The sequence below is a fragment of the Streptomyces anulatus genome, assembly GCF_000721175.1.
In the GTDB taxonomy this organism is placed as follows: domain Bacteria; phylum Actinomycetota; class Actinomycetes; order Streptomycetales; family Streptomycetaceae; genus Streptomyces; species Streptomyces anulatus_C.
In genome coordinates, this window is record NZ_JOEZ01000007.1 from 525,423 (window position 1) to 545,956 (window position 20,534).

At 73.6% G+C, this 20,534-nt stretch carries 15 protein-coding genes; 7 read left to right on the plus strand and 8 right to left on the minus strand.

The features are described from left to right. Window positions 1-243 precede the first annotated feature (243 nt). The gene (locus IG90_RS45720) at window positions 244-693 is read left to right on the plus strand and encodes a hypothetical protein (RefSeq protein ID WP_233435961.1); all 450 of its coding nucleotides are present in this window, start codon (window positions 244-246) and stop codon (window positions 691-693) included. 1,899 nt (window positions 694-2,592) lie between these two features. Here IG90_RS45720 and IG90_RS44765 read toward each other — a convergent pair. From IG90_RS44765 to IG90_RS0110860, 5 genes are all read right to left on the minus strand, one after another. After that, window positions 2,593-2,751 carry a DUF6760 family protein gene (locus tag IG90_RS44765; RefSeq protein ID WP_003966147.1) on the minus strand — a complete coding sequence of 53 codons (159 nt, stop codon included), beginning with the start codon at window positions 2,749-2,751 and terminating at the stop codon, window positions 2,593-2,595. Then, complete coding sequence (locus IG90_RS0110845) at window positions 2,748-3,242, minus strand: hypothetical protein (RefSeq protein ID WP_030581174.1); 495 nt, start codon at window positions 3,240-3,242, stop codon at window positions 2,748-2,750. Before IG90_RS0110845 ends, IG90_RS44765 begins: the two co-directional genes overlap by 4 nt. After that, the gene (locus tag IG90_RS0110850) at window positions 3,239-3,679 is read right to left on the minus strand and encodes a phage tail protein (RefSeq protein ID WP_007457189.1); all 441 of its coding nucleotides are present in this window, start codon (window positions 3,677-3,679) and stop codon (window positions 3,239-3,241) included. The genes IG90_RS0110845 and IG90_RS0110850 overlap by 4 nt, the downstream gene beginning before the upstream one ends. A gap of 61 nt (window positions 3,680-3,740) precedes the next feature. Continuing rightward, window positions 3,741-5,282 carry a phage tail sheath family protein gene (locus IG90_RS0110855; protein WP_030581177.1) on the minus strand — a complete coding sequence of 514 codons (1,542 nt, stop codon included), beginning with the start codon at window positions 5,280-5,282 and terminating at the stop codon, window positions 3,741-3,743. 705 nt (window positions 5,283-5,987) lie between these two features. After that, a complete protein-coding gene (locus tag IG90_RS0110860) occupies window positions 5,988-7,283 on the minus strand; it encodes a COG1470 family protein (RefSeq protein ID WP_030581180.1) in 1,296 nt (431 codons plus the stop codon). Between the two features lie 253 nt (window positions 7,284-7,536). Here IG90_RS0110860 and IG90_RS0110865 point away from each other — a divergent pair, with 253 nt between their 5' ends. Next, window positions 7,537-8,310, plus strand: coding sequence for a helix-turn-helix transcriptional regulator (locus IG90_RS0110865; protein WP_030581183.1), 774 nt, complete (start codon window positions 7,537-7,539; stop codon window positions 8,308-8,310). A 122-nt stretch (window positions 8,311-8,432) separates the two neighbouring features. Here the strand turns inward: IG90_RS0110865 and IG90_RS46655 are convergent, their stop codons facing one another. After that, a complete protein-coding gene (locus IG90_RS46655; RefSeq protein ID WP_030581186.1) occupies window positions 8,433-8,711 on the minus strand; it encodes a hypothetical protein in 279 nt (92 codons plus the stop codon). A 116-nt stretch (window positions 8,712-8,827) separates the two neighbouring features. On the opposite strand from IG90_RS46655, the gene IG90_RS0110875 reads away from it, so the two are divergent. From IG90_RS0110875 to IG90_RS0110895, 5 genes are all read left to right on the plus strand, one after another. Continuing rightward, the gene (locus IG90_RS0110875) at window positions 8,828-12,076 is read left to right on the plus strand and encodes a DUF11 domain-containing protein (RefSeq protein WP_033893968.1); all 3,249 of its coding nucleotides are present in this window, start codon (window positions 8,828-8,830) and stop codon (window positions 12,074-12,076) included. Beyond that, complete coding sequence (locus IG90_RS0110880) at window positions 12,073-12,777, plus strand: Pvc16 family protein (RefSeq protein ID WP_030581192.1); 705 nt, start codon at window positions 12,073-12,075, stop codon at window positions 12,775-12,777. Before IG90_RS0110875 ends, IG90_RS0110880 begins: the two co-directional genes overlap by 4 nt. Continuing rightward, window positions 12,774-14,912 carry an ATP-binding protein gene (locus IG90_RS0110885; RefSeq protein ID WP_030581195.1) on the plus strand — a complete coding sequence of 713 codons (2,139 nt, stop codon included), beginning with the start codon at window positions 12,774-12,776 and terminating at the stop codon, window positions 14,910-14,912. The genes IG90_RS0110880 and IG90_RS0110885 overlap by 4 nt, the downstream gene beginning before the upstream one ends. A 79-nt stretch (window positions 14,913-14,991) precedes the next feature. After that, window positions 14,992-15,126 (plus strand): hypothetical protein, encoded by a 135-nt coding sequence (locus IG90_RS46660; RefSeq protein ID WP_267958691.1) that lies wholly within the window; start codon window positions 14,992-14,994, stop codon window positions 15,124-15,126. Window positions 15,127-15,482: 356 nt separating this feature from the next. After that, complete coding sequence (locus tag IG90_RS0110895; RefSeq protein ID WP_030581198.1) at window positions 15,483-15,806, plus strand: hypothetical protein; 324 nt, start codon at window positions 15,483-15,485, stop codon at window positions 15,804-15,806. A 28-nt stretch (window positions 15,807-15,834) separates the two neighbouring features. Here the strand turns inward: IG90_RS0110895 and IG90_RS0110900 are convergent, their stop codons facing one another. Together IG90_RS0110900 and IG90_RS0110905 are read right to left on the minus strand one after the other, a co-directional pair. Beyond that, window positions 15,835-18,630, minus strand: coding sequence for a helix-turn-helix transcriptional regulator (locus tag IG90_RS0110900; RefSeq protein WP_033893970.1), 2,796 nt, complete (start codon window positions 18,628-18,630; stop codon window positions 15,835-15,837). Window positions 18,631-19,032: 402 nt separating this feature from the next. After that, entirely contained in the window at window positions 19,033-20,418 is a 1,386-nt protein-coding gene (locus IG90_RS0110905) for an L-serine ammonia-lyase (protein ID WP_030581204.1), read from the minus strand. Window positions 20,419-20,534: the final 116 nt, after the last annotated feature.

The following is a 20,534-nucleotide window of genomic DNA, read 5'->3' on the forward strand; positions in this document are numbered from 1 at the left end:
GAGGCGTGCCGTGCGGGACCCGGCTGCGGAGTCTGGTGCGGCGGTGTGCCGGTGGGCGCGGGCGAGGTCGTCGTGGCCCGCCCGGACCGCCGTACGAGTCGCCGGAGCACGCCACCGGCGGCGGTGGCTCGGGGGGCGCGGGCGGGTTCGCCCGGGCCGCCCCTGCCGGTGGACCCGGAGCGTCGCGTCGCCGCGCCGGGGGCCGGGTCAGTGAAGGAGGTACCGCCCCCGTGGGCAGGGGACGTGGCCGCGGAACGCTGGAGCGGGGCACCCGGCGCCGCCCCGGAGGGCGCCGGGTGCCGGGTGCTCGGCAGGGCTCCGGTGTCCCCGGCGGCGGGGCCCGGCCGCGGCACGTCGCGCCGCCAGGTGGCCGCCACGACCGGGCGGGCGGTGCTGCCGCCCGCCGCAGCCGTCGTCGGAGGTGCCGGAAACCCCTCTGCGGAACCGGTGTTCACCGTCAGGGCGCGGCTGGGGAGCAGGGGCCGTGACCGCTGGACCGTCGGAGACAGTGACGGCGACGGCGACGGTGCCGCACCGCCGGAGCCCTGTGCCGCGGCCCGGTCCCGAGCGATCGGCCGTACGCGTACCGGCGGCGGGGGAGTGGCGGAGGCCGGGCCCGTACGCGTACCGGCAGGGGCGGAGGCGGAGGCGGAGGCGGAGGCATGGGCGGGGCCGGGGGCCGCCGCGCGCTGAACGGCGGCGGTTCCGGGCGAGGACGAGGCAGGCGCGGCGGAAGCCGATCGCACCGGCATCGCGGAGGGCGCGCCCGGCGGTGCCGGGGCGTGGGCCGGAGCGGCGGGCCCGGGATCCGAAGCCGTCGCCGGCCCGTGGCCCCGTGCCCGACCCGCGTCCGGCCGCGTCCCGGCGGACCCGCGGTCACCGAGCAGCGGCGCGTCGCCGCCGAGCCGGGCGGTCGGCGGCAGCGAGGGAAGCGGTGTGCCGATCCCGCCCCGCGCCCGGGCCCGCGAGCCGCCGGAAGCGTCGGGCCGGGGTGCCGGGGAGGGGGCCCCGGGCGTCGTGCCGCCCGGGGCCGGTGCTCGCTGCGCGGATGGGGAGGGCCCCGATGACGTGGACGGCCCGGGCCTCCGGGCGCGCTGAGACGGCTGGGATGACTGGGGCGGCTGAGTCGTCCTGGACCGGGAGTCCGACGCCTTCGCCGCCGTCGAACCGCCCGATGGGGCGGTGGGCACCCGGGGCGTCGCCGGCGGCGTGGCCGGACGGCTCGGCGGGTCCGCTGCCTGGCGCTGGAGTACCGGCATCTCCGCTGTCGGGTGAGCCGTCGCGGGGGCGGAGGGCACGACGCCCGCCGGGCCGTCGCCGCCGGCCGTCCTGGCTCCGGCGGGCAGCTCGCGCAGGGGCTTGCCCAGGGCGGGGCGCACCACCTCGGCGGCGGGCGGGCCGGCGGCACGGTCAGGAGACGGGGAGTTCGGAGCCGTACGGTCCGTACTGGAGTCCGGAGCCTCACGGTCCGGACCGCTCCGCCGCTCGGACACGGCCCGCTGGACGGCTGCGGGAGCAGCCGGACCGGAAGCCGTGGGGGAAGTGGAAGGTGCGGGGGCGGCAGGTGTGGCAGGCGGGAGTCCGGCGATCCGCCGCAGGGGCATCGCCGGACGACGGGCGACGATCAGCGGCGGCGCGATCCGCTGCGGACGTACGGCCGCGGGCCGGGCCCGATGCCCCGTGACCGGCCCGCTGCCGACGGCAGGCCCCGGAGGCGGCTGGGCCACGGCAGTGTGCGCACCGGCGGGCACGGACGCACCGGACCGGGTCGCGGAGTCGGCCGGGCCGGAAGAACGCGACGGGCCGGACGGGTGCGCGGGGCCGGAAGGAAGCGCCGGACCGGAGGACCGCGACGGACTGGAGGAACGCGACGGACTGGAGGACCGCGACGTACCGGAGGACCGCGACGGGCCCGAAGAAGGCGACGGGCCGGAAGCGCGCGACGGGCCCGAAGAATGCGACGGACCGGAAGCCTCCGACGGACCGGGCAGCCCCGACGTGTCCGACGCGTCCGACGACGACCGGTTCGCGGTGGACGTGGCCGGCCCGCGTGCCCCGGCCGACCGCTGGAGCGGCGGCGATCCAGTGCCCGGCTTCCCCGTCCCCGTACCGCCGTTCCTCCTGCCGCCCTTGCCCGCCGCCCGGTTCACCGAGGCGGACGGCAGGTCCGGCGTGGGCTCCGCGGGCTCGTCGGCGCCCGGGGGCCGGACGGCGCGCAGCAGCAGCGGACCGCCAAGGGACGCGGCCCGCGCGGCGCCCGGGCGGGCGACTCCGTGGATGAGGCCGACCGGGGCCGACGGCAGGACGGAGTGGCCGAGTTCGCCGCCGAGGGCCGGGTTCTGCCAGGAGGCCAGGCGGGACCGGAACCGCAGCCCGTCGCTCACGCCGATCGAGGACCGGGCGACGGTCACCGAGGGCGGGGCCACCCGCCGCCAGCCGCCGTCCCAGCCGTCGCCGTCGCCCCCGCCGGAGGCCAGGACAGGCGCAGGCGCGGGTACGGCGGGCGCTCCCGCGTCCCCTGCGCTCTCCCGGGCGGACGCGCCGGACCCCTGCCGGTCCGTCCGACGGAACCAGTCCCCGAGCCCCACACGATCACCCGCCTTCGTTGACGCGGGTGTTGATCCGCGCTATCTCCCGCACCCACTGCTGACGTTCGCCGTGGGTGAGGTCGAGAATGTCCTCACGCTGCCAATGGAAGTGGTAGGCGACGTACGCGATCTCCTCCCGCAGCCGGGGAAGCGCGTACGTCACGATTCCCCCAGGCGCCCACCCGAGAGGTCCACCTCGAACGACCCGTGGCACAGCGGGCAGGTCACCGCCGCGTGCGTGTGGCCCTCGCTGTTGATCCGCCGGTAGAAGTCCTGGAGGAACGCCACGTCGGTCGCGTACATCCGCTCGACGATCCCGGCGTGCACATCGGTGACCGTGCCGAGCTGGGTGATCACCTGGCTCAGCAGCACCACGGACAGGTACGCCGGGTTCTCCTTCACCCGCAGGTCGATCTGCGGGCGCAGCTCGTCCCGGGCCGTCGCGAGCCGCATGGTGCCGTTCCGGTGCAGCCGGCCCTCGTCGTCGACGTAACCGCGCGGCAGCTCGAAGGCGAACTCCGTCTGCAGCGAATCCCGTTCCCGGGGGCGGGAGGGGGCGGGCGCGGGGCTTTCCTCGCGCGCACCGGGTGTGGCGGCGAGGTTGTCGAGGACCTCTTCGAGCCCGCCGCCCGGCGTAACGGTCCGGCGCCTCATTCGACCACGATCTCCTCGAAGGTGATGGTCACCGTCTCGGTCGCCGCACTGGACTCGCCGGCCTTGAGGGAGGGGCCCTCCCACTTGGAGGCCCAGCCCTGCATCAGCTGGATGCGGCGGACGGTCTCACCGGTCGAGTCCTTGATCTCGATCGTGAGGTTCTGCCGCGCGGTGTCGACGGCCCCGTTGTTGAGGGTCTCCTTGATCCAGGTGGTGAACTCGCTGCTCTTGTCGAGGCCGCGGGTGATCGTCACCTCGCCCGCCTGGCGGGCGCCCGGCTGCTTGCGGATGATCTGCTTGCCCTCGGCGGTCACCTGACGGACCTCGACGACTTCTTCCTCGACGGTCATGCCGCTGATCTCCTGGATGGACTCCACGAGATAGCCGCCGAGCTGAACGCCGAAGACGTGGGTGGAAAGAGCGTCGCCCTCTGCCATGACTCTGTGTCACCTGTTCCGATCGGGAATGGAAGTGAAGGGGTGGGGGAGGACCGCGAGGTCACTCGTCGACGAGGCTGGTGCTGTCCGAGAACTGCGAGAGACGGAAGATCACGAACTCCGCGGGCTTCACCGGGGCCACCCCGATCTCGCAGACGACCTGACCGAGGTCGATCGACTCCTGCGGGTTGTTGCTCCGGTCGCAGCGGACGTAGAACGCCTCCTCGGCCGTGCGGCCGAACAGCGCGCCGCGTCGCCACTCCTCGGTGAGGAACGCGGTGACGTTGCGCCGGATGCTCGACCAGAGACGGTCGTCGTTCGGCTCGAACACCACCCACTGGGTGCCCAGGAGGATCGACTCCTCCAGGTAGTTGAAGAGGCGGCGCACGTTCAGGTAGCGCCAGGCCGGGTCGGAGGAGAGGGTGCGTGCGCCCCAGATGCGGATGCCGCGGCCGGGGAAGGCGCGCACACAGTTCACGCCGATCGGGTTGAGGAGGTCCTGCTCGCCCTTGCTGAGACGGATCTCCAGGTCCACGGCGCCGCGGATGACCTCGTTGGCGGGGGCCTTGTGGACACCGCGCTCGCCGTCGCTGCGCGCCCAGACGCCGGCCACGTGACCGCTCGGCGGGACCAGGGAGTTGCGGCCGCTCGCCGGGTCGAAGACCTTGACCCACGGGTAGTAGAGGGTCGCGTAGCGCGAGTCGTAACCGGCGTCCTCGTTGCGCCAGGTGCGGACGCGCTGGGCGTTCATGCCCGGCGGGGTGTCGAGGACGGCGACCCGGTCGCCCATCTGCTCGCAGTGCGAGATGACGGCCAGCTGCACGGTCTTGACGCCCTCGGCGTCGATGTCCCCGCGCTGGAAGGCGCTCATCAGGTCCGGGACGGCGACCATCGTGATCTCGTCGATCGCTTCGAGACCGGCGAACCCGGTACGCGCGGAGGCGTCGCCCACGTACTCGGACGGGTCGATCCGTGCCACACCGGAACCAGGTGTGCCCGCGGTGGCGGGGGCGAGGGCGACGGTCTGCTTCTCGGGGCGGCTCTGGGCCGCGCCGGGCTGCTCGGTGACCTGGACGAACTTGGAGTCCCGGGCCTGGGTGACCAGGTAGCCCTTGACGTTCTTGCGGGTGGATACGTCGTACGTCTCCACGGCCTTGCCGCCCTGGCGCACCAGCAGCCGGAAGCGGTCCTCCGGGGGGTTCTCGCCCTCGGCGTCGGCGATCTCCACGGAGAGGCCGTCGCCCGTGCCGGGCTTGGCGGAGACCAGGAACCCGCCGAGCGCGACGGGTGCGGGTGCCTGGGCCACCGCGCTCCGCTCCGTACCCTCCGCGCCCTGCGCGGGGCCGCCGATGCGCACGATGTAGGCCGCGCCACCGCCGTTGGCGAAGAAGCCGTACACGGCGTGCGTGAGATAGGTGTCGGCGGTGAAGGTGCCGAACGTCTGGACGTACTGGTCCCAGTTGGTCACCAGCGTCGGCTGGTGGAAGGGGCCCGTCCCGGCGAAGCCGACGAAGGCTGCGACCGCGGTGCCGACTCCTTCGATGGGCCGTGCTCCGGACTGCACCTCCTCCACGTAAACACCGGGGGTGAGGTACGACGGCATGCTCGCTCCTTCTGGACGGTCACTCGATCACCGCCCAGTCTTGACCGGCCGAGCGGGCGGGGAGTAGGCCCCAGAGTCCTGGACGCGGGGCAAGGAGACTGCCCTTTCCGGGCCCCCGAACCCCGGGGGCACTGCCCTTGGCGGGCCGGCCGGAACGTTCGCCGTATTCGCGGTCAGAGACGCGCATTCCGCCGGTGGCATGAAGAGAGCGAGAACAACGCCTTACGGAACAGTCCGAGGCGACTGCTTCTGCCGGGGGATTGGGTTAAAGGGCGGACGGCGCGCCGGGGACCCGATGTGTTTGGTATCTCTTTTTCTCGGTAAACGGCGGGAGGCCGGGAACCGTCCGGGGTCACCGGGAAAACGCTCCGAGGTGACACGATTCGGCCAGAATGCGCCGAGAAGGTGGGCGGATTCGGCCGGGTGCGGAGGGGGGAAGCGGGCACGGAGACGCTCCGAACGGGCGCCCGCCGTTTGCCTTTGGTCCGTCAGAACCATTTCTGAGCAGGCCCGTTCGTGCCCGCGGCCGCCGGAAGCGGATATTCTTCCGATGCTCTCGCCGCCGCGGACGACCGAACTGGTGGAGACCTCTGGCGTATCCGGGAGGACGAATCCGCCATCGCCCGGCACGCCGGGTTTCCTCTCGGCCGGGTTTCTGCTGTTGTCTCGTCGAGAGACGAAGCAGAGCGCTCGGCGCCGCTGTTTCTATCGTGCGAGATCGCTCAGCACGCCGCTGACATTCAGAACCTGATGGCACCCGGAAGCCTGTGCTCCGGAGGCCGGAGTGCCGGGCTTGGCACAGGTGACGGAAGCGGTGACGGTGGCGTTCTCCGGAACCTGAATGGGGGTGACCCAGTGATAGTCCTGGTTGCGGAAGGTCTCCAGAGCGATGGTCGTGATCTTGTGCTCTCCGAAAGAGATCGTCACGATGCCCTCGTCACCCTGGAAGTTCGCCACCACGACGTCGGTGACGCCGAACACCTTCCCGGCCGGCACCTTGTAGGCGCCCTCCTCCGTCGCCCCCGCCCGCGTCTGCACGTCGATCGTCCGGGACGCCTGCTGGCCGCCCCCGCCGGAGCCGTAGCCCCCGCCCCCGCTTCCGCCGGAGCCTCCCGGGCCCGAACCGCCCGCGCCGGGGCCTGTTCCGTCCGGGCCGGTTCCCTCTCCCCGGCCGCCGGCCGGGTCGTCCGCACCGCCCGGCGGGGTCGACCCCTGCTCCTTGCCGCGCTCGGTCTCCTCCTGTGCGGCCTTCGTCCCGGCCTGCTTGGCCGTGCTCTGCACCGCGGGCCGCACCAGGGCGAACCACGCGAGCAGCAGGGCCAGCAGCGCCGCCAGCACGATCAGCAGCCACTTGGGCAGCACCGGTATCTGGGCGAACTCCCCGGGCAGCGGCTCGGGTCCACCGGGCTGCTCGTCCTCGGCCTCCCCCTCGGCGCCCTCGGCGGCCCGGACCTCGAACGGCCAGGTGACGGGCTCGCCGAACCAGATCAGCTTCCGGGCCCGGACCTTCAGCCGGACCTCCGCCGACTCGCCCGGCTCCAGCCGCTTCTTGTCCGGCGCGAACGCGAGGCGCAGATCCTCCCCGGCCTGCCTGCCCGTGAGGGCCACGTCGACCGGGGTGTTCCCCTTGTTCTGCACGGCGGTACGGAAGCGGGCGCCCAGCCAGCCCCGGCGGCGGCGCGGTTCCAGCTCCGTGCGGAGCTCGTGGAAGGGCTCCACGGTCACAGTGCCCTCGGGAACCACCACCGACTCGGGCCGCTCCGCCGGCAGGACCCGTACGGCCAGGGGGGTTTCGCCCGCCCGGACCTCGTGGGAGCGGGGCGGGGCGAAGGTGAGGGTCACCGTCTCGGAGGTGCCCGGGTACAGCGACACACGCGCCGGCTCGACGGTGCTCCAGGCGGCGCAGTCGCCGACCACTTCGAGTGTGTAGGCCTCGACGATGTCGCCGTCGTTGCGCACGGTCAGAGTGGTCGTCGCGGTACCGCCCGGCGACACCGTCACCGTGGGGCTTTCGAGTTCGGCAGATGTGGTCACCCTGCGACGGTAGGCCGCCCGCACCGTCCGGCAGCAGAGACGCGAGGGCAACAAGCGGGCAGGGGTGGTGCCCCGGGGGCCCACCGGCACGGTGTCCCCGCGCCACCTCCGCGCGCCCGCGCGCCCTGCACCGTCCGGCGGAGGCGATACGAGCACCAGCAGGCAGCACCAACAGGCATATCGGGCTGAAGTACCTGAGGAAGACGGGCACGGAACAACGATGACGACGATCACGGACACGACCAGCGGCAGGACCGACAGTACGGCGAACGGCAGCGCGAACGGCAGCGCGAACGGCACGGCGACGCGCGGGCAGTACCGCAGGCCCGACGCGGCGGACCGCCGCACGGCCGGCTCCGGGGGAGCGCCCGTGGGCAGGGTCTCCGTGGCGGTGTACGCGGAGGACCTGATCCTGCAGACCGGCATGATCCACCAACTGCGCGTGCGGCCCGAGATAGAACTGCTGCCGGAGGCCGAGGCGGACCGGGCCCAGGTCTCCCTGGTCGTGGTGGACATGGTGGACGAGCCCACCGTCCAGCTTCTGCACCGCCTCCAGCGCAACACCTCCACCCGCACCGGACTGGTCGTGGGGTTCTTCGAGTCGGGCGCCCTCCAGACCATGATCGAGTGCGGGGTCGCCGCCGTCCTCCGGCGCGGTGAGGCCGACCAGGACCGGCTCGTCCATCTGGTGCGGGCGATGGCCAACGGCGAGGGCGTCCTGCCGGGCGATCTGCTCGGCAAGCTCCTCGACCACGTCAGCTCCCTCCAGCGGACGGTCCTCGACCCCCGCGGGCTCACGCTCTCCACCCTCACCGCGCGCGAGGCGGAGATGATCCGGCTGGTCTCGGAGGGCTGCGACACCGCGGAGATCGCGCAGAAGACCTCGTACTCCGAACGCACCGTCAAGAACGTGCTGCACGAGGTCGCGACCCGGCTCGAACTGCGCAACCGGGCCCATGCGGTGGGTTACGCGATGAGGCACGGGCTCATCTGAGGACCTGGCCACCCACCAGGACCTGGCCCGCCTCCATGCCTGGGTCCATCTCCACGCCCGGTCCGCCTCCACGCCCGGTCCGCCTCCGCGCCCGGCCGGCGGAGGCGGACCGGCCGGACCGGTCAGTGCTCCGGCGGCCGCGCGACGAAGACGAGACGCCCCTCGCGCTCGTCGACGGCCTGGCGGCGGGCCGCTGTGTGGGCGGGGTGCCCGCGCCCCCGCGCCAGATGCTTGCGGGCCTCCGCCGCCGGCAGCCGGGCGTCGACCTCGACCGGCAGCCGCCAGCCGTAGGGGAACGGCAGCACCGCGTCGGGACGGGCCTGTGCGGCCCGTCCGACGCCTCCCCGCCGGCCGGCTCCGGCACCACCGGCGGCCCGCTGCCCCGAGCGCGGTGCGCCCACCGCCGCAAAGGGCAGCGGTCCCTTCCCCCGCTTCGGGTACTCGCGGCCTGTCCTTCGCCCCCGCGCGCGGGCGAAGCTGGCCGGTGGAGAGTCATCGACAGACTGTGAGGTGGGCCGTGACCGGCACTGCTGGCCCGGCGAAGCATTCCCGGCTGGGCCGACTGACCGGCGCGGTGGTGCTGTTGGCGCCCCTGCTGCTGGTGGGCTCGGCCGCCGCCCCGAACGGGGCGGGCGAGGCCGTCGCCGCCGTGGCGGACGCCGAACCGCTCCAGGCGGGGCGCGTCGCCTTCGCCGGTACCGAACACCGCAGCCTGGGGCAGGCCAACGAAGCGGACACCAGCGACCCGCTGTTCGGCGACGGCCCCGCCCACTACGACCAGGACCCCTCCGCCCGCGGGGACGTCCTGGTCTTCACCAGTCTGCGCGACAGCGCCCGGCCCCAGGTCTACGTGCGCGGCGCGGACGGGGCGGTGCTCCGGCTCACCACCGGCCGGGACGCGGCCCACCCCGAACTCTCCCCGGACGGCCTCACCGTGGTCTTCGACTCGGCCGAGCCCGGACCCGGCGGCACGGTCCAGCGCGACCTGTGGTCGGTCGGCGTCGACGGCTCGAACCCGCGCCGGCTCACCGACACCCCCGACAACGAGGAGTCCCCGACCTGGTCCCCGGACGGCACGAGGATCGCGTACGCCTGTGACGGCGACGCCGTCCGGGGGTGGCAGATATACGAGCGGGCCGTCGACGGCGGCCCGCGGACCCGGATCAGCGACGGCCCGGCCGGCGACGCCACCGAGCCGTCCTGGAACCCGGTCGACGACGGAGCCCGCCGGGGCCTCGTCGCGTACACCCTCACCACCGACCCGGACCCGGACGTCGACGACGGCACCGAACTGCGCGCCACCCAGGGCATCGGGACCGACCGGCCGCTGCTGGCCGGGGGACACGCCGAGTGGGGCACCCGCTCGGCGTCCTGGCTGCCCGACGGAGACGACATCGTCTTCCTCAGCCCTTACCACACCTGCGGCTGCGACGACTTCGACCACGTCTACCGGGTGACCGCGTTCGAGAACGAGCCGCCGGACCAACTGGTCAACGAGAACCGCGAGGTGGGACCGCCCACCTGGTTCGCTCCCGCCGGGACCGTCATCGTCCCCCGCATCACCGCGAAGCCGGACGGCCTGCTGTCGGCGGCGTACGTCGTGACGCTCCAGGACGTCCGCCAGGACGGCTCCGACCCGCGCGACCTGCACCTCACCATCCTGAAGGAGGACCCGGCGGCCCGCACGAACGAGGACCCCGCCGTGAACCCCCTGTTCCGGCCGGCCGACGGGTACGACCCGTGGCACGAGCGGCAGAACTACACGCCCGACGGCCGGCGCATCGTCGTCACCCGCTTCGAGGACGGCGCCAACGGGCGGATCGAGCGGATCTGGATGGCCGACGCCGACGGCACGAACGAGGCGGTGCTGCCGCTAGACGGGCGCGGCCCCGACGACTGGGACACCGACCCCACCTTCTCGCCCGACGGCACCAGGCTCGCGTTCACCCGGACCTCGCCCGGCGGCGTCGGGGACGCGGCGGGTCCGGGGCGCATCCTCATCGCCGACGTCGCCACCGGCGCGATCCTCGACGAGATCCGCCCGCCCGAGGGGCAGCAGACGGGCGACGACGCCCAGCCGACCTGGTCCTCCGACGGCGTCAACCTCGCCTTCACCCGCAGCCAGGTCATCAACGGCAACGGCGCCAACAAGCACATCTGGGTCGTGCCGGTGGACGACCTCGACCGGCAGCGGGACCTGAGCGCCACCATCTGCCCCGGCGACTGCGAAGTCATCGACGACAGCCCGGCGTTCTCCCCCGACGGTCTGAAGGTGGCGTTCAACCGCAAGGACGGCGGCGGCCGGGTCAACCAGCGGGCCGGCGTCCTCATCAAGCCCCTGCGCGGCGGCGGCTGCCGGGTCGTGCTGCCCTCCGTCCAGAAGGACGACCCCGACGGCTGCGACCTGCCGATCCCCGACACCAGCGCGACCGGCCCCCACCAGCCCCGTGACGTGGCCTGGTCGCCCGACGGCAGCAAGCTGCTCTTCACCTCGCGCCGGGAGCTCCCACCGAACTCCATGGAGCAGCTCTCCGTACTCGACATCGCCTCCGGCGACCTCGCCCCCGTCGACAACACGCACGACGGACGGCAGAAGGAGCCCGCCTTCCAGCAGTCGGTCGACCTGTCGCTGACCGCGCCGCCCACCGGGGACCCGGTGGAGGTCGGCTCGTCCACCGAGGTGACGGTCACCGTCACCAACCGGGGCCCCTCGCCCTCGCCCGGCACCACGCTCACCGTCGACGCCCCGCCCGGCGTACGGCTGGAGGAGCTGACCACCGACGCCGGGAACTGCGCCGCAGGCACGCCCCAGTGCGACCTCGGCATCGTCCCGCCCGGGACCGACGTGACGATCACGGCCCGGCTGACCGGCGTGACCACCGGCGACCAGCGGGTCGGCTGGTCCGTCACCGGGGCAGTCCTCGACCCCAACCCCACGGACAACGCCACCGGAACGATCGTCCCGGTCGAGGATGTGCCACCGCCGACCCCGACCCCGACCCCGACCCCGACCCCTACCCCGACGGCCACGGTGCCGACCCCGACCCCGACGACCCCCACGCCGCCGCCGACGACCACGCCGCCCCCGCCGCCGGCCCCCGCGCCCCCGCCGACCGCGCCCGAGGCCGGACCCGGCGTCACCGTGCGGGCCCAGCCCAGCCCCGGCTACGTCGGCGGCAAGGTCGTGGTGACGTACACCGTGCGCAACGGCAGGAACGCGCTCGCCACCGGACTCCGGCTGAAGCTCGGACTGCCCGCGAACATCCCCGCCGGACCGCCCCCCGCGGGCTGCACCGGCGGCACGTGCACGCTCCCCGACCTCGCACCCGGCGCGTCCACCGTCGTCAGCGTCGTCCTGTCGCCCGACAAGGCGCTCCGCACGACGATCACCGCGTCGCTCACCACCACGGGCACCGACGCCAACCTCCGCGACAACGTCTCCCGGATCCCGCTGCGCATCCTCAAGCCCCGCATCATCGCGGTGCCCGCCATCGGCAAGCCCGGCTTCGTCACCTCCGTACGGGGCAGGGACTTCCCGCCCGGCGCGCCCGTCACCCTCAGCTGGAAGCCCGGGATCACCGCCGCCGCGGCCCCCACCCGGCCGCTGGGCGACGGCACGTTCACCGCCCAGCTCCTCATCCTGGCCAAGGACCGGACCGGGCCGCGCACGATCACCGCGAAGGGCCCCGGGTTCAGCCCCGTGAAGACGGACTTCCTGGTCGTGCTCGGCACCATCACCCCGCCCGACGAGGTGATCCGCCGATGATCCACGAAGTCGACGAGGGGCTGCGGCTGCTGCTGGCCGAGGCCGGGCTGGAGGACAGCGGCGTCGACCTGGTCTTCGACGCCCCCACCAAGGACTGGTCCGCCCGCCGCAACGCCCCGACCATCAGCGTCTTCCTGCACGGCATCCGCGAGGACGCGGGCAGACGGCGCACCGGTACGGCCGAGACGCACGACGAGGGGGGCGTGGTCACCGGCTGGCGGGCCCCGCCGCGCTGGTTCGAGCTGACCTATCTGGTCACCGCCTGGACCAACCGCCCGCAGGACGAACACCGGCTGCTCTCAGAGGTGTTGCGCACCCTCGTCCGCTCCGACGTGCTGCCCGCCCGGATGCACACCGGCAGCCTCGCCGAACTCGGCCTGACCGTGGAGCTGGAGGCGGCGGGCCCGGGAGCCGGCGGACCGTCCGCCTCGGACGTCTGGTCGGCGCTCGGCGGCGAGCTGAAGGCCGCGATCGACCTGCGGGTCGTCGCACCGCTGGCCGGCGAGCGCACCCCCGCGGGACCGCCGGTCACCGAAGGACTCGTGATGAAGGCCGCACCGCACCTGGACGGCGACGGCGGCGGCCCCGGACGCCGGCTGCGCTACGACGGGGCGTCCGACCCGGGCGGGCAGGGTTTCGCCGCGCCCAGGGAAAGGCAGTTGCCGCCCGGCCGACGCAAGCGGGGGAACGCGGCACGATGACCCTGGCACCACAGATCACCCACGGTCAGGGCCACCTGGCCGAAGTCGAGGAACCGGGCATCGGCGAACTCTGGGAGCGGCTCGGCCGCGTCGAGCAGCGGGTCCGGGAAGCCGTCGCCGCACGCCGGGCCGTCGACCCGGACCCCGACGACCCCTACCGTGGGCAGTACCTCACCCCCGAGGCCGCGGCCCGGATCCTGGACACCCGCGACGCGTTCACTCCCGTACCGGCGTACGGGGCCGGAGCCGGTCCGGGCACTCCCGCCGCGGGCCGACTGGGCCGACTGGGCGAGCGGTTCGGCCTGGCACCGCTGGACGTCGAACTCCTCCTGGTCGCCCTGGCCCCCGACATCGACACCCGCTTCGAGCGGCTGTACGGCTACCTCAACGACGACCTCACCCGGCGCCGGCCCACCATCGGCCTGGCCCTGGAACTCTGCGGGCTGCCCGCAGCGGGCTCCGGCCGCTTCCGGTTCTCGCCGTCCGCCCCGCTCGTCGAGGGCGGCCTGCTGGAGATCGCGGACCCCGAACGCCCACTGCTCTCCCGGACCCTGCGCGTACCCGACCGGGTCACCGCACATCTCCTCGGCGACGACGAGACCGACGGCCGGCTGCGCGGGCTCGTCCGGGAGGCCGCGCACCCGCGGGAGCCCGACGAGCGGCCCGAGATCCCCCGGATCGCGGCCGCCCTCGGCACCGGCAGCGGCCTGGTGCACCTCCTCGACCGGGGCGGCGACCCGCGCGGTCTCGCGGTCGAGGCACTGCACACGGTCGGCCGGCGCCCGCTGGTCGTCGACATCGCCGCACTCGCCGCCGCCACCGAACCGGCCCCACTCGTAAGGGCGTTGGCGACCGAGGCCCGCCTCGGCCACGCCGGGGTGATCCTCGGCCCGCTCGAAGCGCTCGCCCCCGAACGCCCCGAGGGGGCCCGGATCCTCGGCGCCCTGTGCGAGGCGCTCGTCTCCACGCCCCTCATCGCGTACGGAAAGAAGAACTGGGACCCGCTGTGGACCGCGGAGAGCCCGGTGCCCGTCACCGTCCCGCCCCCCGGCCCCGGCGGTGCCGCCCGGCTGTGGCGGCGCGCGCTCGCCGAAGCGGGCCGGTCCGTCGGCCTGTCCGCCGCGCACGCGACCGCCGACGACGCGCTCATCGAGGCGGCCGCCGCCTACCGGCTCGACTCCGGCCAACTGCGCAGGGCCGCGACCGTCGCGTCCCGGCTCGCCGCCCTCGGTCCCCGGCCGGTGACCGCGGAGGACCTGCGCACGGCTGTCCGCGCCCAGAACGGCGCGGGCCTGGCGCGGCTCGCCCGCCGCATCGAACCCGCTGTCGGCTGGGACGACCTCGTGCTGCCTCCGGCGACCCGCACCCAGCTCTCCGAACTCGCCCTGCGCGCCCGCCACCGCGAGACGGTGCTCGGGCAGTGGCGGATGCGGCCGGGCGGAGGCCGGGGGAGAGGCGTCATCGCCCTGTTCGCCGGGGAGTCCGGCACCGGCAAGACCATGTCCGCCGAGGTGATCGCCGCCGGACTGGGCATGGAGCTCTACGTCGTGGACCTGTCCACGGTGGTCGACAAGTACATCGGGGAGACCGAGAAGAACCTGGAGCGGATCTTCGTCGAGGCGTCCGACGTCAACGGCATCCTCCTGTTCGACGAGGCCGACGCGATCTTCGGCAAGCGGTCCCAGGTCAAGGACGCGCACGACAAGCACGCCAACGTGGAGTCGGCCTACCTCCTCCAGCGCATGGAGTCCTTCGACGGCATCGCCGTGCTCACCACCAACCTCCGGGCCAACCTCGACGAGGCGTTCACCCGCCGCCTGGACGTGATCGCGGAGTTCCCGATGCCCGACGCCGAGCAGCGCCTGGCCCTGTGGGACCGCTGCCTGGGCCCGGCGATCCCGCGTGACCCCGCGCTCGACCTGGATTTCTGCGCGAACCGCTTCGAGCTGGCCGGCGGGTCGATCCGGGCCTGCGCGGTGACCGCCGCCTATCTCGCGGCGGAGTCCGGCGGCCCCCTGGCCATGGACCAGCTCGTCACGGCGGTGCTCCAGGAGTACCGCAAGCTGGGGCGGTTGGTGCTGGAGAGCGAGTTCGGGCCGTGGCTGGCGAAGGAGCGGGCGCGCGGGGGGCGGTAGGGAGTACCCCGGCAGCTGGAAGACACGGTCATGGGCGGTCCGCAAGGACGACACCCCGGACCGGGACGGTCGCGCTGACGTGGCCGGCAGTGCGGTGACCGTACTGCTCCCCGTGTGGACCACCCGCACCTCCGTCGCGGTGACCTGGAAGTGCTTCATGCTTCCTTTGATCATGGGCATGACGGTGCCGCCGTCGGTGGACGGACCCCGGTGACAGAGCGTGCGTGTGTTCATCCGTAGGTGTGAATCACGGACACGGCGGCGTGCGCGCCGCCCGGCCCACTCCGGCGCGGGGCCCGCCGGCCGGAGGCGGTGAACACGGAGCCCGCCCGCTGTCGCCGTGTCCGGCCGGCCGGATGTGCGGCGAGCGCCGGCGCGGCTCGTCCGTGGACCGCCCGGATACGTATAGGTGATCGGGTCGTTCCGGATATTGGGGACCGGGCGCGCCTCGTACGGTGATATCACCTGAAAACGGTGGATCCGACGCGAGGGAACTCAGCCCTACCAGCGCGCATTCGTCGTAGCCCGCGCCGGCAGGGCAGGAAACCGCGACACCGAGGAGATGGCGTCATGACCGAGCTCTACTTCCAGGTCAATGTCCCCACCAGGAACTCTGGGCAGCCCGAGCGGTGCGGCCTGCACGTCTTCACCGGGTCCGCCGAAACCGAGTCGGATGCCCTGCGCATCGCGCGCGAGGCGTGCGACGCGGCGGTTGCCGCACAGAAGGCGGGCTTCGCCATCCCGCGCCGTCGCCCGGACGGCTGGGGAGCACGCGGGGTGCGCTCCGGTTGGGTGTTCGACTGGACCGCGGCGACCGTGGCCGTCTGGGATCACGACAGGAGCTTCAGGGCCGGCCGGTCTCCTCTGCCCCTGTGGGACGGGTGCCCCAGGTAGCGGGCGGCGGTTCGTCGCGGAGGCGCCCTCAAGGCGTCTCTCCCAGCCGGTGGGCCAGGTCGCGGCGGGAGAGTGCGCCGGTCTTGCGCATGGCGCCGGCGATGTGCTGCTCCACGGTCCGTGGGGAGAGGTGCAAGGTCGCGGCGATCTCCCGGTTGGTCAGGCCGGAGGACGCAAGCTGTGCGACCTCCGCCTCCCGGGGGGACAGCTGGTCGGTGTGCGACGGGCGTCCGGGAGGGCGGCCCTTCCTGGCCGGCTGTCGTGTGCGCAGCAGGGCTCTGGCCCGCGTCGCGTCCCAGACGGCCCCCAGGTCGGTGAAGTGCTGTGCGCAGGATTCCAGTTCGGTGATCGCCGACCTGGTGGCGGCGTGGTCCGGCGGCGGGTCCGTCGAGGCGGCGGTGGACCCGCTCGCTGCAACCGAGCCGGAGTTTTCCGTGGTGTCCGTGGTGTCCGCCGCGAGTACGCAGCGCACGGCGCCCTCTGTGGTCAGTGCCTGGGCGTAAGGGCGGGGAAGCTCCGCGTAGGCCGCCGAGGCCTTCCGGTACGACTCCGCAGCCGTCAGCAGACCACTTCGCCGCCCCTGCGCCAGGGCTTCGCTTTCGGCGAGTACGGCCTCGCTCCATACCAGCGCGGCTCTGGCGGCGGGGGCGTCAGCTTCTCCGAGGCCCCGGGAGAAATCCCGGACCATGGCGTGCGCCGCGGTCGTGTCGCCCGCGCGCGCCAGTGCCTCCACGGCCCACGGTGCGAGTTCCGCGGCCCATGGCCACACCCCCTTGTCGGCCACCACCCTCCAGGCCGCACGCGCCTGTTCCGCCGCGGCCGTCACCTCTTGGCGGGCCAGCGTCAGGCGGATCACGGCGCCGGCCGCTGTCGCGCCCAGGGGCACCGGCAGGTTCTCCGTCCCGAACGTCCCCCGCTGGGACAGCCAAGCCCTGGCCTCTCCCCAGTCCCCCTGGGCGACGGCGAGCAGGCCGCGTACGACGTAGGCGTCGGAGGCGATGAAGGGCATGTCGGCGGTGGCGGTGATGAAGTCCTCGCACCGCTTGGCCAGGCCCAGCCACTGGCCGGTCCACCACGCCCGCAGCAGCAGCGTCCCCAGCGCACCGTGCTCGGTATACGGCGCGCCGGTCTGCGCGGACAGCTCGCGTCCCTCCGCCAGCAGGTCGTCCACCCGCCCGTAGAAGCCGAGCCAGACCGCGGAGTCCGCCGCGTTGCACAGACCGCGTGCGGCCTGCCGGGCGCATGCGGGGTCCGTGCTCTTCACGGGCAACTGCTCCACCAGGTCCCACGCTTCGGGGTCGGCCCAGCTCATGGCGAGTCCCACATGGTTGGCCAGGACCGCCGTACGCATGGCTTCGTCCCCGCTGTCGTCCGCGGCGGCCTTTGCCTTGATCAGCCATCCCTGGTGCACGTCGAGGGAGGGGCCCGGCCAGTAGGGGGTGACCAGTGCCGCCATGGCGCGTGCGGCCAGGGCGGACCGGACCTCGCGCAGTTCGGCGGCGGCGATCTCCAGCACCCGCCAGCCCTCGGCGAACCGCCCCATCTGGTTGGACAGCATCAGCCCCAGGTCGAGCCGCAGCTCTCCGCGTACGGCAGGGGGAAGGGCCGCGTCCTGCACGATCTGCGCGAGCACCTCCACGGTCTGGTCCGAGCGCAGCCCGGTCACCGCGTTGCGGGCCAGTAGCGGCGCCAGCCGGGCCCGGGCCTGCGGGGGGATGCCGGGTGTGGCGAGCGTCCGCTCCAGGAGGGTGATCGCCTGCTGGTGCCGGCCCGACGACGCCGCCGACTCGGCCGCCTTCTCCACCGCCCTGAGCCATCTGCGGTACTCGCCGGCCGCCCTGTGGTGCTCGCCCACGGCGGCCCATGCCACGGGCTGTCTGCGGCTGAGCACATACGCCGCCCGCCGGTGCAGGTCCTGGCGTACGGGTCCGGGCACGGTGGCGCGTACCGCCGAAGCGGCCAGCGGGACCGCGAAGCCGTAGCGGCCCTCGCCCAGCTCGGCCAGGGCCGCGCCTTCCAGGGCCCGCAGCAGTGCGCCGCCTCCCGGTACGGTCCCGAGCCCTGACACCGCGATCAGTTCGTCACGGTCGGCGGGCCCGTCGAGGACGGCGGCGGCCCAGACCAGCGGTCGGTGCGCCGGGGACAACGCGTACGTGCGGCTCAGCACCAGCTCCGCCAGACGGGCCGGCACACCGGCCGCATCCACCTCGGCGGCCGTGCCGGCGAAGGCCGGCCGCTGTTCCCGCAGCATGGCCAGCAGATCGACGACCGCCCGGGGTACTCCGCCGGTGCGCTCGTGCAGCCTGCTCACGGCCTCGACCGTGCAGCTGTCGCCCAGGGCCTCCGCAGCCGCCCGACGGACGTGTTCCTCGTCCCAGGGCACGAGCCGCTCCCTGAGCACCGTCAGCCGGAAGGGATACGTCATGGCCGAACCGCCCAGCGGCAGCCCGGGAACGGGGAGTTCCTCGGGACGATAGGTCACCGCGGCCGCCGAGCCCGGCCTCAGTCCCTCCAGCACCCGGCGCAGCCGCCTCAGCTCGTCCTCGTCCGCCCGGTGGACGTCGTCCACCAGCAGCAGGGTCGGCTTCTGCCAGAGCCCGTCCTCTTCCGGCCGCCCGTCGCCTCCGCACCGCCACCACAGCCGGGCCACGTCGGGCGTCTCGGGCAGGCCGGCCAGTTCGTGGAGCAGATGGCTCTTCCCCAGGCCGGCGGAGCCTTCGACGAACAGCAGCACCGGCTCGGCGTGCCGGTCGGCGAAAGCATGGGCCAGGGAGCGCAGGGCAGAACCACGTGTCGCGATCACGTCGCCGCCCTCGCTCTTCATCTTCCTTATTCTCGGTGAACGACGACGGACCGCACATCTTTACGGGCAGTCGCCTGCGGTCACTTTCCGCGCACGTCCCGGCCCCGCGCACGCTCAGGCCCCGCGCACGCTCAGGCCCCGCGCGGGCCCGGGCATGCGGAGGATCCATCGGCGATACGGCGTGCAGCGGAGCACGCCCGGCCGACTGCTGATAAGCAGGACGCGGTGCCATTCCGGCTGGGACCCCGAATGGCGGCGCGCGCAGGTTCCTTCCGCAAGCCCGGTCACCGCCGCCCGAAGCTATGCCAACCCTGCGCTCCCCATACATCCGGGAGGCGGAATCACGGATACCCGATCAACGTCCCGGGCGGCCCGCACCACGACGGGACTCCGGCCCACAACGCGCTGGTCAGGGCCTACGTACTAGCACTCGATGATGTTCACCGCGAGGCCGCCCCGCGCGGTCTCCTTGTACTTGACGCTCATGTCGGCCCCGGTCTCCTTCATGGTCTTGATGACCTTGTCGAGGGAGACCTTGTGGCTGCCGTCGCCCCGCAGCGCCATCCGCGCCGCGGTGACCGCCTTGACCGCCGCCATGCCGTTGCGCTCGATGCACGGGATCTGGACGAGGCCGCCGACCGGGTCGCAGGTCAGGCCCAGGTTGTGCTCCATGCCGATCTCGGCGGCGTTCTCCACCTGCTCGGGGGAGCCGCCGAGGACCTCGGCCAGGGCGCCGGCCGCCATCGAGCAGGCGGAGCCCACCTCACCCTGGCAGCCGACCTCGGCGCCGGAGATCGAGGCGTTCTCCTTGAACAGCATGCCGATCGCTCCGGCCGCGAGGAGGAAGCGCACGACGCTGTCCTCCTTCTCGGTCTCGGTGCAGCCGCCGGCCGCGAAGTTCATGTAGTAGTGCAGGACGGCGGGGATGATGCCCGCCGCGCCGTTGGTGGGGGCGGTGACGACGCGGCCGCCCGCCGCGTTCTCCTCGTTGACCGCCATCGCGTAGAGGGTGATCCACTCCATCGCGTGGGCCTGCGGGTCACCCTCGGCGCGCAGCTGGCGGGCGGAGTTCGCGGCGCGGCGGCGGACCTTGAGGCCGCCGGGGAGGATGCCCTCGCGGGACATGCCGCGCGAGACGCAGGCCTGCATGACGCGCCAGATGTCCAGCAGCCCGGAGCGGATCTCCGCCTCGGTGCGCCAGGCCAGCTCGTTCTCCAGCATCAACGAGGAGATGGAGAGGCCGGTCTCGCGGGACAGCCGCAGCAGCTCGTCGCCGGTGCGGAACGGGTGCCGCAGGACGGTGTCGTCCGGGACGATCGGGTTCTCCCCGGCCACCGCGTCCTCGTCCACGACGAAGCCGCCGCCGACCGAGTAGTACGTCTTCTCCAGGACCGGCGCGCCCTCGGTGTCGTACGCGAAGATCGTCATGCCGTTGGCGTGGTACGGGAGCGCCTTGCGGCGGTGCAGGACCAGGTCCGCGTCGAAGTCGAACGGGATCTCGTGCATGCCCAGCAGGTTGATCCTGCCGCTGCCGCGGATCTCCTCGACCCGGCCGTCGGCGGACTCCACGTCCACGGTCTGGGGCGACTCGCCCTCCAGGCCGAGCAGGACCGCCTTGGGCGTGCCGTGCCCGTGGCCGGTCGCGCCGAGGGAGCCGTACAGCTCGGCCCGTATCGAGGCGGTGTGCGCGAGCAGGCCCTCGTTCTTCAGGCGGCGCGCGAACATCCGGGCGGCGCGCATCGGGCCCACCGTGTGGGAGCTGGACGGGCCGATGCCGACCGAGAAGAGGTCGAAGACCGAGATGGCCACGGAAATACTCCTTGGGGTTGGAAGACGCCGTTGTCTGCCTGGGTGGTGCGGGAACGGGCCGGGTGGTGCGGAACGGGCCGGGGTGGGGCCCGCGGGGCGAACGGTGGAGCGGGGGA

Bases quoted from the DNA above. Each gene is read 5' to 3' on its own strand.
- IG90_RS0110885 (WP_030581195.1), top strand. From the start codon at position 12,774: ATGACCCTGGCACCACAGATCACCCACGGTCAGGGCCACCTGGCCGAA.
- IG90_RS0110845 (WP_030581174.1), bottom strand. From the start codon at position 3,242: ATGAGGCGCCGGACCGTTACGCCGGGCGGCGGGCTCGAAGAGGTCCTC.
- IG90_RS0110850 (WP_007457189.1), bottom strand. From the start codon at position 3,679: ATGGCAGAGGGCGACGCTCTTTCCACCCACGTCTTCGGCGTTCAGCTC.
- IG90_RS0110865 (WP_030581183.1), top strand. From the start codon at position 7,537: ATGACGACGATCACGGACACGACCAGCGGCAGGACCGACAGTACGGCG.
- IG90_RS0110895 (WP_030581198.1), top strand. From the start codon at position 15,483: ATGACCGAGCTCTACTTCCAGGTCAATGTCCCCACCAGGAACTCTGGG.
- IG90_RS0110900 (WP_033893970.1), bottom strand. From the start codon at position 18,630: ATGAAGAGCGAGGGCGGCGACGTGATCGCGACACGTGGTTCTGCCCTG.
- IG90_RS0110855 (WP_030581177.1), bottom strand. From the start codon at position 5,282: ATGCCGTCGTACCTCACCCCCGGTGTTTACGTGGAGGAGGTGCAGTCC.
- IG90_RS0110880 (WP_030581192.1), top strand. From the start codon at position 12,073: ATGATCCACGAAGTCGACGAGGGGCTGCGGCTGCTGCTGGCCGAGGCC.